The following is a 12231-nucleotide window of genomic DNA, read 5'->3' on the forward strand; positions in this document are numbered from 1 at the left end:
ATTCTTAGCAACCAATGTAGTCAGTTTGGCCAAGCCCGCAACTCGGGATCGCGGGGAAATCACCGGCGCGTGAAACCGCAGCCTCAGAATCCGAACTGATACGCCAACCAGACAAGGACCAAACCGCTGACAACACAAAGCAGCCCAGCCAGCTGTCTTGCCTGAACGGGCAATGACCGCAGCGCTTCCAGCATCCGTTCTATAAGCGAAGGGGCCAGCGCATAGGCCAGCCCCTCGACAATCAATACCAGCCCGATGGCCAGAAGGATCAGCCCCATTACCGGGTCGCCTGCCCTGTGGGCGATTTCAGATAGTTGAAGAACTCGGAGTCCGGGCTCAGCACCATCGAGCTGTTGCCGCCGCCCAGCGCCTGTTCATAGGCAGAAAGCGAGCGGTAGAATTCAAAGAATTCCGGGTCAGCGCCGTAGGCTTCGGCAAAGATCGCGTTGCGTTCGGCGTCGGCCTCACCGCGAATGATCTCGGCTTCGCGATTCGCGTCGGATACGAGTTCCACCACGGTTCGGTCAGCCTGCGCGCGCACGCGCTGCGCCGCCTCGTTACCGCGGGCGCGTTCGTCGGTCGCCTCGCGCTCCCGCTCGGCCTTCATCCGATCAAATGTCGCTTCGAGGTTTGCCTGCGGCAAATCGGTGGCTTTCAATCGCACGTCGATCACGTTGACGCCCAGTGCCTGCGCTTCGGCAATCGCGCTGTTGCGGATGCGCAGCATCAATGCCGCCCGGTCCGAACTCAGAATATCGCGGGACGAAACCGAACCCAGAACCTCGCGCGTTTCGGCGCGTAGAATACGGTCCAGACGGTCCTCGGCGACGGGAACACCGCCAACACCAACCGCCTGCCGGAATTGGTTCAGGTCAGCAATCCGATAGCGAGCAAAGGCATCAACCACCAAACGGCGGTCATCGAGCGGCGTCACTTCCAGCGGCTGAACGTCGATTGAAAGGATACGGTCGTCATAACGCACCACTTCGTCAACAAAGGGCAGCTTGAAGGCCAGACCCGGCTCTTCTTTTACGTTCACGACGCGTCCGAACCGCAGAACAAGCGCGCGTTCGCGTTCGTCGACGATGAAGACCGAAGACAAGCCAACCAGGATGAGACCGAAGATCAGGATGAGGATAATGGGTGTCTTACGCATCAGTTGCTCTCCTGGGCTTGATTGCGGCGCAGTTCATTCAGCGGCAGATAGGGAACCACGCCCTGCCCGGAACCGGTCGAGTTTTCGTCCAGAATGATCTTGTCCACGTCCCCAAGGACCTGTTCCATCCGTTCAAGGTAAAGACGCTTGCGGGTGACATCCGGCGCCTTGGAATATTCCTCCAGAACGGCGCTAAAGCGGCTTGCTTCACCCATCGCGCTGTTGATTTGTTGGGCACGGTAGGCTTCGGCCTCTTCAAGGACCTGCGCCGCTTCACCACGGGCTTCCGCCAGAACGCGGTTGGCATAGGCGTCCGCCACGTTTTGCAGACGGTCACGTTCCTGCGCCGCGGCCTGAACGTCACGGAATGCCGCGATCACATCCTGCGGCGGGTCGGCCTTGTCAAAGTTCACACGGATGATGTTCACGCCCGAGTCGTAACTGTCCATCGTCGCCTGAATCAGTTCCTGCAGACGCTCGGCGATGATACCGCGATCCCGGTTCAGGATCGGAGCCAGTTCGCTTTGCGCGATGATCTCGCGCATGGCTGATTCCGAAACCGCGCGGATGGTTTGGCGCGGGTCGCGCAGGTTGAACAGAAACTTGGCCGGATCATTGATGTTCCAGACCACCTGATAGTCGATGTCGACCACGTTCTCGTCACCGGTCAGCATGAGACCATCGTCGCTGCCGCGCGCGCCGCCCATGTCTTCGGTTTGTTCGCGGGTCACCGGAATGACCTCAGCCGTGACAAAGGGCCATGGTGCAATGTTCAAGCCCGGATTGCCAACGGCAGAAAACTCACCCAGAAACAGTTCGACAGACTGTTCTTCCGGCTTGACGGTATAGACGCTTGCGAAACCCCACAAAACGACCGCTGCAATTACGCCAATCGCGACCGTTCCCCGGGTGAAGATCGGGCCACCACCGCCCGAACCTTGCCCATTGCCGCCCCGGCCCGAGCCGCCGCGACCGCCCATAAGGACGCGCAACTGTTCCTGACCCTTTTTCATCAGCTCGTCGATCTCGGGGATCTGCGGGCCGTCGCCTTCGGGCGGGCGTCGCCCGTCGCCGTTATTACCCCGATTTCCTCCGCCGCCGGAAGAGCCTCCGCCCCCCCAGGGGCCACCGCTGTTGCCCGCCATATGTTTCGATTCCTTCGTTTAGGCCCGTGTGATCACGGGGTCCCTTGTAACTTGTGTGCGCGCGGTTGCAAATCAAGCCGTGCGAACAGGTTGCCGCATTGTCACCAGTTCTTCTGCCATAACAGGGTGAACCGCAACCGTGCGGTCAAAATCTTCTTTGGTTGCGCCCATCTTTACGGCGATCCCTGCCAGTTGGATCATCTCGCCGGCACCCGGTGCCACGATGTGACAGCCCAACACCTTGCGCGTTGCCTGGCTGACGATCAATTTCATCAGCACCCGCTGAGTGCCCCCGGCAAACGCTTTTTGCATCGGCTTGAACGACGTTGCGTAAACCTCAACGGGTTCCTGCGCCGCCGCTTCTTCCTCGCTAAGTCCAACTGTACCAAATTCCGGCTGCGTGAATATCGCGGTCGGAATCAGGTCGTGGTCGACGGGTGTTGGGTTACCGTTAAAAACGGTTTCAACAAACGCCATACCCTCGCGGATGGCCACGGGTGTAAGATTCACCCGGTCCGTTACGTCGCCGATGGCAAAAATCGAAGGCACGGCTGTCTGGCTGTATTCATCAACGATGATCTCGCCCTTGCGCCCCCGTTCCACGCCGATCGTATCAAGGCCCAGATCGTCCGCATTTGGCGTCCGGCCAGTGGCAAACATGACGGTGTCAAAGCGATCCTCTGTGCCGTCCGTCGCTTTGACGCGGATCTGGTCGCCGTCTTTCGTCATCTCAAGAACATTGGTGCCCAGCCGTACATCTATTCCATTCTGGCGCATTTCCTCGCAGATCAGACCGCGCGCCTCTTCGTCGAAGCCGCGCAGGATTTGCGCCCCCCGATAGAACTGCGTTGTCTGGACGCCCATGCCGTTCATGATGCCCGCAAACTCGCTCGCAATGTAGCCACCGCCAACAATCAATATGCGGCCCGGCAGTTTGTCGAGATGGAAGATCTCGTTCGACGTAATGGCCAGCTCCGACCCCGGAAACTGTGGCACGACTGGCCGACCACCGGTGGCAATCAGGACGTGCTTGGTCGTCTTGCGTGTCCCATCGGCAAGTTCGATCGTGTGTGCATCGACCAGTCTGGCCCGTTGATCAAATGTCTCGACACCGTTGTTCTTCAGAATATTGCGGTAAATGCCTTCCAGCCGATCAAGTTCGGCGTACAGCTTGCCCCGGAACACATCCCAATCGAATGCACCGGGTTTTACATCCCAGCCATAGGCCTGGGCGTCTTGGACCATATCCGCATATTCGCTGGCAAACACCATCAGCTTCTTGGGCACGCACCCGCGGATAACGCAGGTGCCGCCATAACGATCCTCTTCCGCCAGCGCCACTTCGGCGCCCGTTTCACCCGCAGCTACTCGCGCCGCGCGCACCCCGCCCGAGCCGCCACCGATGACGAAAAGATCATAGTCAAAGCTCATGCCGGGTTCCTTCGTTCAGTCTGAAAACGTTCTGCATATCTACGTAAGAAAAGCTGCGTGCCAACCCCAAGAACCGGAAAAAGCGCAATTCCCGGGATCCTGCCTGTCGCAAGTCAGCCGCGCGTTACTCCGCCAAGTCCGAGAACAGGTTTTCACCACTGCTGGCTTCACCCATTTCAACGGTGCCTTCGTTCAGGTCGCGCAACTCGACCCGACCGTCGCCATAGCCGATCACGACCTTGTCGCAGATATCGATGAACAAGCCGTTTTCAACAACACCGGGTATCTGGTTCAGAACCAGCGCCAGTTGCCTGGCGTGTCCAATGCGTTTCAGGTGCAGGTCCAGAATGTGATTGCCCTCATCCGTGACCTTAGGCGCCTCACCATTCATGCGCAGCGTCACCGAGGTGCCCAGAACATCCATGGTGTCCAGCGTCTCTTCGATCAACGTCCGCGTGGTCTGCCAGCCAAACGGGATCACCTCGACTGGCAGAGGAAACGCGCCCAGCGTTTCAACCTCTTTGCCCGCATCCGCAATCACCACCATCTGATCGCTCGCGGTAGCGACGATCTTCTCCTGCAGCAAGGCGGCGCCACCGCCTTTGATCAGGTTAAACTCTCTGTCGAACTCGTCGGCGCCGTCGATCGTCAGGTCCAGCCATCCAGCCTGATCCAACGAGACAACTTCGATCCCGACCTCACGCGCCAATTGCGCGGTCGCGGTCGACGTCGGGACACCTTTGATCTTCAGCCCGTCCGACTTTACCCGTTCGCCCAGTTTGCGCACCATCCAAGCTGCGGTCGAGCCGGTTCCCAATCCGACACGCATGCCATCCTGTACCAGATCGGCGGCGCGGTTTGCAGCGACATATTTTGCCTTTTCAATCGGCGACATTTCCCCGGTCATGGCAGCATCCCCAAGTTCATTTGCCGGTTGTATACGGAATGCCTTGCCCAACTGCGAGAGACAATTGCATCCGGGCATGTTTTAACATGTCGCTGAAATGCGCGTTTCCGATGGGAAACGTCGCAATCGGGTATTCGTACAGCGCCCAGACAGATTACATAGACCGCATGGAAACTCCGTACCGCCTGCATTACGCCCCCGACAATGCCTCGCTGGTCGTCCGACTGGCGTTGGAGGAAATGGGCGTTCCCTATCAAAGTGAACTGGTCGATCGCCGCAGACACCAGCAGGATGAGGCCGCGTACCGTGCGTTGAACCCCAATGGCCTGATCCCGGTGCTGGAAACGGATCAAGGACCGATCTTTGAAACAGCCGCCATTCTGTTATGGCTCGCAGACCGCCACGGACAACTGGCCCCGTCGCCCGACAGCAATGACCGGGCCGCTTTTCTGAAATGGCTGTTTTTTGCGTCCAACACCCTGCATGCCGATCTGCGGATCGTGTTTTATGCCGAAAAGTACATTGAGACGGCGCAGGCTGAATCGCTGCGGGCCGGTATACGGCCTCGGCTGCGCCAACATCTGCAAAACCTGGACGCGGTTGCGCAAAGCAAACCGGATTGGCTCTGCCCCGAACACCCTTCGGTCCTGAACTTTTACATAGCCTGCATGATGCGTTGGATGGCGCTTTATCCGGCGCGGTCGGATCGCAGTTGGTTTCAACTGGCAGACACGCCATATTTGCAGACGCTTCTTATGCAGCTGGAGATGCGTCCTTCGACGCGGGCTGCCATCGCCGCCGAGGGGTTGGGTGTTACGCCCTTCACCTCTCCGACTTATGCCAATCCTTCAGAAGGCTCAGCGACCTGACATGTTTCTTTCCGTCTTCGATATGTTCAAAGTGGGCATTGGCCCGTCATCATCGCACACGATGGGGCCGATGGTGGCTGCTGCGCGGTTTCTCGACCTGATGCGGGCGTCCCCGTTCGAATTTTCGGGGCTTCGCGGCTCGCTGCATGGTTCGCTTGCGTTCACGGGTGTCGGCCACGCAACGGATCGCGCAACCATCCTGGGTTTGGCGGGGTTTGTACCGGACACATACGACCACGAACAGGCCGAAGCTGCATTGGCTGACATTTCGGAAACACATATGGTTTCGCCGGATGGCCTGCCCACGCTTGCTTTTGATCCAAAGGCGGATCTTGTCTTTGATTTCGACAACAACCTGCCCGGCCACGCCAATGGTATGATCCTGATGGCGACCGATGCGCAGGGCGACGTTATCCTGCGACAAGTTTATTACTCCATCGGTGGTGGATTTGTCCTGACCGAAGAGGAACTGGCCGAAGGCAAGGCCACCGAGGAAGGCGCCCCTGTGCCTTTCCCTTTCAAATCAGCAGTTGAAATGTTGGACATGGCCCGATCCAGCGGCAAGAACATCGCACAGATGAAGCGCGAGAACGAAATCGCGCGAGGATGCGCAGACAGCTTTGCCAAGGGGACGACTCGCCTTTGGCAAGTGATGAACGACTGTATCGAGCGCGGGCTGAACACTGACGGCATTCTGCCGGGCGGATTGCACGTGCGTCGCCGGGCCAAGGGTATTCATGATGCTCTGCAGGCCGAGCGAGGTATGAACCTGAACGCGCCGCACACAATCAACGACTGGATGAGCGTCTATGCGATGGCCGTGAACGAAGAGAACGCCGCCGGAGGTCAGGTCGTCACTGCCCCAACCAACGGTGCGGCGGGCGTTCTGCCAGCGGTGCTGCGCTATTACCTGGATCACGTACCCGGAGCCACGGAATCCCGGATCGAAGATTTCCTGCTGACAGCCGCAGCGATCGGTGGACTTGTAAAATACAACGCCTCAATCTCGGGGGCCGAAGCCGGGTGTCAGGCAGAGGTTGGCAGCGCTTCGGCCATGGCCGCCGCAGGCTTGTGCGCTGTAATGGGCGGGACGCCCGAACAAGTCGAAAATGCCGCTGAAATCGCCCTGGAGCATCATTTGGGCATGACATGCGATCCGGTTGCCGGGCTGGTTCAGGTCCCGTGCATCGAACGTAACGGTCTGGGCGCGATCAAGGCCGTCTCGGCCGCGTCTTTGGCCCTGCGCGGCGACGGGCAACATTTTGTTCCATTGGACGCCGTAATCGAAACGATGCGCCAAACCGGGCACGACATGCACGAAAAATACAAAGAGACATCATTGGGCGGCTTGGCAGTGAACGTTCCAAACTGCTGACCAAGTCAAAGGAACATAGAGCGAGGGCAAAACATGCAGGGACATTGCTTATGCGGAGCGGTCCGCTACGAGGTCACCCCACCCGTTCTGTCTTGCGTGAACTGCCATTGCGATAGCTGTCGACGTCAATGCGCGGCCCCGATGACCACCTATTTTGGGATTCGGGATGGCCAATGGCGCTGGACAGCCGAAGCGCCCAGGACCTTTAACTCGTCGCCGGGGGTCGAACGCAGCTTTTGCCCCCATTGCGGGACGCCCATCTCGTTTCGATCAACCGTTATGTCCGACGTCCTGCACCTGTACGTTGCAACACTGGACGAGCCTGAGGCGCTGGAGCCAACGCTGAACGTCGCGCATGAAGAAAAACTGCGCTGGTTGAAACTGAACGATGGTCTGCCGCACTGCATCGGACCGGATTACACCAAGGTTCAACCCATCGATTAAACTCGTTGCGGTAACGGCTTTTCAGCGTCGCAGCAAAACGTTAGCGTCGCGCCATGACTCATGACCGCCCTGTTTTTGGCATCGCGTTGATGCTTGGCTTTTGCATACTCGCCCCGATGGGCGACGCGATGGCCAAACTGTTGGGGGAAACCACGCCCGTTGGATTGCTGGTTTTCGTGCGATTTTCCGTTCAGGCCGCAATCCTGATCCCCTTGATTGCCCTAACGGGACGACCTTGGCGGATGCGCGGAAGGGTCCTGCGGCTGACACTGGTTCGAACTGTGCTGCATATTGTCGGGATCACGGCAATGTTCAGTGCGTTGCAGTATTTGCCGCTGGCCGATGCGGTCGCGATTGCCTTTGTCATGCCGTTTATCATGCTGCTGTTGGGGCGCTATGTGCTTGGCGAAGAAGTCGGTGCGCGCAGACTGATCGCTTGTATCGTGGGCTTCATCGGAACGCTTCTGGTCATCCAACCCAGCTTTGCCGAAGTCGGCGCCCCGGCGCTTCTGCCGCTGATCGTTGCAGTCGTCTTTGCGCTTTTCATGCTTGTGACCCGTCAAATCGCCAAGGAAACAGACCCGGTTGCGTTGCAGGCAGTTTCCGGCGCTATGGCCACGATTGCGCTGCTGCCAGTTTTGGTGCTCGGAACCTATGCGGACATTTGGGAAATCTCCCTGATCATCCCGCCAGCGGAATTGCACTGGCTGTTGCTGGCGATCGGGGCGCTGGGAACGGTCGCGCATCTGTTCATGACGTGGTCACTGCGGTTTGCACCGTCCGCCACGTTGGCGCCGATGCAATACCTGGAGATACCGGTGGCTACCCTAGTCGGATGGCTGATCTTTCACGATCTGCCGAACGGATTGGCGGCGGTTGGTATCATGATCACGATTGCGGCCGGGCTCTACGTTATTCTGCGCGAGCGGGCCAGCGCGCGCTCTGCCCCGACAGAAACGCCCGCATAACCTCGTCCAGCATGTCACGCGGCAGCATTACCAAAAGACCGGGCCCATCCACCTGCAACTCGATTGCGCCAAGTGCCCGGTTCGAAGTGCCCACTTGCCCATCCGGTTCAAACACCAGTTGATCTATCGGCCATTCGAGACCGCGACTGCGACCTGTCACGCGCCGCAGCGGGAACAGAGACACGGTTTGCCCCTTCGCCATTGGCAGAGCGAGCTTTGGCGGTGCATGAAGAATCACCTCGTCCTCGCCCAGCAGCACGCACGGGCGATCCTGCAATCTTACAAGCGTGTTGAACGCAGCCAGTTGATGATCCACCCGCGCGCCCAGAAACCCGACCCCGAGGACCAAAGGCGCCTCGATCTGGCGCAGCGCCTTTTCGAAATCGGTGCTGTCCTGTTCGCTCACGAAAAACTGCTGCGCGTCGGGGATTTGGTCTCGGTAAACCGGATCAAGCGAGTCGAAGTCACCGATAACGGCGTCTGGAATACGTCCCGAATCGATCAGAATCGCCGCACCACCATCTGCCGCAACAACGCAATTTACGCGGTTGAACGCCAGATTCAGGTCGTCAGGACCGATCTGGCCCCCTCCAAATAGCGCGATTGGCTCCTCTGAGCGTACAATCGACTCAATTTTCACAAGATTGACCATATTTCCCGGATTTGGACATAATGAAAACACAAAATGATAGACTCATGAACAAAGTTAAGAGTCGATTGTGGGCGGGCTGCGCCCACAATGTGACTTGGTAGTTTGTAGAGGACGTGTGTCTGATGGTACAGAACAACAAGGTATTGACCGTTTCCTACGGTACATTCTCCTGCACATTGGAAGGGTTCGACGACTCCTTTGAAACAATGAAAGCGATTGCCGAGTACTTTCGCGATCTTGCAGCGGATGATCGGTATTTCGGATCAGAACCCCCCCAACCAGACGCCGAAATGCTGACACGCATCGCCCAACGCGACCAGTCGCAACGGGTAGAGGCCAGCCGGAACGACACTGGCTTGCTGCTACGCGCAACGGACGAGGTTTCGACCCCCGCCTCGCCCGCATCTGGCGCGCCTGCTGCCGAGCAGGTGGATAGCACCGCCGAGTTCTTTGCCAATTCCGAAACCGACGAGCCCGCCGCATCCGACAGTATCGCAGCCAAATTGCAGCGCATCCGTGCCGTTGTTTCCCACTCTGGCGAGGCGACGGCACGCTACAGTGAAGACGAAGACGAAAACGGTGGGTTTGTCGCCCCGGCCCAGCCAAAGGTCGACGCGATCTCAGCCGCTTTCGAAGCGGGCGCACTGACGCCGGCGGACCTGCAGACGCAAGTCGAAGACGAAGATCCGCAGCCCGTTGAAGACCTGATTGAGGCGGAAGACACAGCGCAGGCTGAACCCGTCGAAGAGCCCGTCGCGGCAGAAGTGGAAGCGGAAGTACAAACAGAATCGGAAGAGGCCGAGGTTTCGACCGATGACGTTCTGTTTACGGACATTGAGGAAAAGGCCGAGGCCGACTCTGAACCGGACGAGATCGTCAATATCCTTAATGAGGAGACGGACGAGCCGGAAGCGGAAGAAATAGGTGGTTCAGAATTTGACCACGACGTCCTTACCGCCGCCGAAGAAGCCAAGCTGTTGGACGAGATCACACTGGTCGAGTCGGAACTGGCAAAGCGGGCGTCACAGCCCCTGCCCGAGGCCGACGACCTGAACGACGATGTCACGCGCCTGATGGACACGGCTGGTGAGCGTATGGATGACCCGGAAACATCCGGCCAGCGCGAAACATATTCGCATCTGCGCACTGCCGTCGCTGCAACCGAAGCCGAACGCTCGGATACAAACGATGACGCGGCCGAGTCTCCAGATCAGGATTATCGTGGTGACCTGGAATCCGTTGTCAGCCCGCGCCGGCCCGAGATTCAGGTCACAAGCATTCGCCCCGACGCGGACACTGCGCCCCTGAAACTGGTGGCCGAACAGCGCGTCGATACCGACGAATCGGATCGCGGACCCGTCACACCGCGCCGCGTGACCGCTGATCAGGAAGAAGCGGAAGACGAAGAAGGTGGTTTTGCCCGTTTCGCCCAGGAGCAAGGCGCGCAATCCCTGCCCGATCTTCTGGAGGCCGCTGCCGCATACCTGTCATTCATCGAAGGACAGGAGCAGTTCTCGCGTCCGCAGTTGATGAACAAAGTGCGCTCGCTCAAGCAGGAGTCATTCAACCGCGAGGAAAGCCTGCGCACATTCGGGCAGCTGTTGCGGGACGGTAAGATTGAAAAGGCCGGAGGTGGCCGGTTCGCCGCCTCAAATCAGATCGGTTTCCGTCCGGACGACAAACGCGCCGCCGGTTAATCAGCACCAAAAAGACTATTCCCCCTCATACCTTGGGTCAGAGCCATCTCTGGCCCAATTTCCTTTGGCGCAAACGCGTGACACGTCAGCAGATAAACACGTGCTGCCGGCAAAATGCCGCTGTTGGCTCATCACCGTTATGCTGCAGCGCAGAAACATGCTATGTTTCATGGAAGTCCGCTGATCCATAGTTCCCGCCGAGGCATCAAAATGCATGACCTTGCAATTCGACGCTTACGCATATTCGACAAAGCCCAGATCGTTGCACATTTCAACACTCTGGACCGCGAAACGCTGCGGTCGCGATTTGGCGCAACGGTCACGGACGCGTATGTCCAAAACTACGTGGCGACAATGTTTGACGATACCGCATTGATTTATGGCGCATTTCCCGACACTGCCTTACGCGGAGTCGCCGAACTGCGCCCGATTGGCAATCCCCCTACCCGAATTGCAGAGGCCGCGTTTACCGTCGAAGCATCCTGGCAGGACAAAGGGATAGGCGACGCGCTTCTGTCTCGCATCATCGCCGTTGCACGCAATCGAAGCATTCGCGAGGTGCACATGGTGTGCCTCGCAACGAACCAGCGCATGCGGCATCTGGCCTGCAAACACGACGCTGATCTGCAACTGATGACAGGTCAGGTTGCTGCGACCCTGACGCCTCCCTGGCCCACGCCAATCAGTATGGTGCAAGAAATTGCCGGTGAGTATCACGCGTTCGCCCGCGCCGTACTCAGTTGGCCGGACTGAGATGGCGCCCAGCCTGTCTGGGATCAGAAAAACCAGTTGTGCTTTCTGACCCTAGATCTGGTAATCTTCAGTTAAATTTCAGTATGTAATGATCCAAACTTGATCAGAAATTGAACCCCAACGCGACGTAAGGCCCGGTCAGGATCAGGTCAATGACTTCTCGCCCCTCCTGAAATTCGACATCCAGATGACGATACCCACCGGCTACACGTACCGTTTCGGTCCATTTCCAGCTTGCCTGTGCCAACGCCTCCCACTGAAACTTTGACCCCACGTCAAACCCACCGATGTTGCCCATCCCGGTCAGCGTCCATCGGTCATTCACTACATGATTAAATCGCGCCCCGACCAACGGGTCGGTCCAGCTTTGGTTCGTACTGGCCGTACGACGCGCAACAGTCGTCGAAACATCCAGATCCCAATGCCGCACCCCACCCAGTGCCTCAAGCCGCGAATTGCTGTTCTGATAGACCGCATAGCTGCCGGCCAGCGTCACCATGGTTCCCTCAAGGTCCCAACTGGCCGCGCTATCGAACGGCCCAATCCGAACATCATCGCTGAGTTTGAGGAAATTGAACTCGCCACCGATGGACCAACGCCCATTGCGCGCTTCACCCGCAATCAGAAACGCGCCATCCAGAATGTCAAAGATCGAGGTGTCGCCGTCGACAGGAGGGTTCGGACCTATATCCAAGGACGTTCTGAGCTCGGGCCCCCAGAAATACGGCGCGATGGTGTATTCCCAGTTTTCGGCCCGTGCGGTCCCAGCCACCGCCATTGCCGAAACGACAGAAAACGCCACGAAAGTCCTGTTTTTCATAGAAAACCCGCCTG

At 58.3% G+C, this 12231-nt stretch carries 13 protein-coding genes; 6 read left to right on the forward strand and 7 right to left on the reverse strand.

What is annotated here, in order from left to right:
* Positions 1-83: 83 nt before the first annotated feature.
* From RA28_RS17495 to rpiA, 5 genes are all read right to left on the reverse strand, one after another.
* Positions 84-278, reverse strand: coding sequence for a DUF2065 domain-containing protein (locus tag RA28_RS17495; RefSeq protein WP_039531377.1), 195 nt, complete (start codon positions 276-278; stop codon positions 84-86).
* Positions 278-1156, reverse strand: a complete 879-nt coding sequence (hflC, locus tag RA28_RS17500) for a protease modulator HflC (RefSeq protein WP_039531379.1) — start codon at positions 1154-1156, stop codon at positions 278-280. Before hflC ends, RA28_RS17495 begins: the two co-directional genes overlap by 1 nt.
* On the reverse strand, positions 1156-2301 hold the full coding sequence (hflK, locus tag RA28_RS17505) for an FtsH protease activity modulator HflK (RefSeq protein WP_039531382.1): 1146 nt from the start codon (positions 2299-2301) through the stop codon (positions 1156-1158). The genes hflC and hflK overlap by 1 nt, the downstream gene beginning before the upstream one ends.
* Positions 2302-2373: 72 nt before the next feature.
* The gene (gor, locus tag RA28_RS17510) at positions 2374-3732 is read right to left on the reverse strand and encodes a glutathione-disulfide reductase (RefSeq protein WP_039531385.1); all 1359 of its coding nucleotides are present in this window, start codon (positions 3730-3732) and stop codon (positions 2374-2376) included.
* Between the two features lie 124 nt (positions 3733-3856).
* Positions 3857-4639, reverse strand: a complete 783-nt coding sequence (rpiA, locus tag RA28_RS17515; RefSeq protein ID WP_039531836.1) for a ribose-5-phosphate isomerase RpiA — start codon at positions 4637-4639, stop codon at positions 3857-3859.
* Between the two features lie 167 nt (positions 4640-4806).
* Here rpiA and RA28_RS17520 point away from each other — a divergent pair, with 167 nt between their 5' ends.
* Genes RA28_RS17520 through RA28_RS17535 form a run of 4 tightly spaced genes read left to right on the forward strand, consistent with a single transcriptional unit; the run spans position 4807 to position 8295 of the window.
* A complete protein-coding gene (locus RA28_RS17520) occupies positions 4807-5508 on the forward strand; it encodes a glutathione S-transferase family protein (RefSeq protein ID WP_039531839.1) in 702 nt (233 codons plus the stop codon).
* 1 nt (position 5509) lies between these two features.
* Entirely contained in the window at positions 5510-6883 is a 1374-nt protein-coding gene (locus tag RA28_RS17525; RefSeq protein WP_039531388.1) for an L-serine ammonia-lyase, read from the forward strand.
* A gap of 33 nt (positions 6884-6916) precedes the next feature.
* Positions 6917-7327: a GFA family protein gene (locus tag RA28_RS17530; protein ID WP_039531391.1), complete on the forward strand. Its 411-nt coding sequence runs from the start codon at positions 6917-6919 to the stop codon at positions 7325-7327.
* Positions 7328-7380: 53 nt separating this feature from the next.
* Positions 7381-8295 carry a DMT family transporter gene (locus RA28_RS17535; RefSeq protein ID WP_039531393.1) on the forward strand — a complete coding sequence of 305 codons (915 nt, stop codon included), beginning with the start codon at positions 7381-7383 and terminating at the stop codon, positions 8293-8295.
* On the opposite strand, the gene RA28_RS17540 is transcribed toward RA28_RS17535, so the two are convergent.
* Positions 8240-8935: a thiamine diphosphokinase gene (locus RA28_RS17540; protein WP_342585426.1), complete on the reverse strand. Its 696-nt coding sequence runs from the start codon at positions 8933-8935 to the stop codon at positions 8240-8242. The two genes, RA28_RS17535 and RA28_RS17540, sit on opposite strands and share 56 nt — an antisense overlap.
* 134 nt (positions 8936-9069) lie before the next feature.
* Between RA28_RS17540 and RA28_RS17545 the strand changes: the two genes are divergently transcribed.
* A complete protein-coding gene (locus RA28_RS17545) occupies positions 9070-10644 on the forward strand; it encodes a hypothetical protein (protein WP_039531398.1) in 1575 nt (524 codons plus the stop codon).
* A gap of 210 nt (positions 10645-10854) precedes the next feature.
* A complete protein-coding gene (locus tag RA28_RS17550; protein WP_039531840.1) occupies positions 10855-11397 on the forward strand; it encodes a GNAT family N-acetyltransferase in 543 nt (180 codons plus the stop codon).
* Positions 11398-11500: 103 nt separating this feature from the next.
* Here the strand turns inward: RA28_RS17550 and RA28_RS17555 are convergent, their stop codons facing one another.
* Positions 11501-12217 (reverse strand): hypothetical protein, encoded by a 717-nt coding sequence (locus RA28_RS17555; protein ID WP_052261493.1) that lies wholly within the window; start codon positions 12215-12217, stop codon positions 11501-11503.
* Positions 12218-12231: the final 14 nt, after the last annotated feature.

Origin of the sequence: Ruegeria sp. ANG-S4, assembly GCF_000814005.1 — a bacterium.
GTDB lineage: Bacteria > Pseudomonadota > Alphaproteobacteria > Rhodobacterales > Rhodobacteraceae > Ruegeria.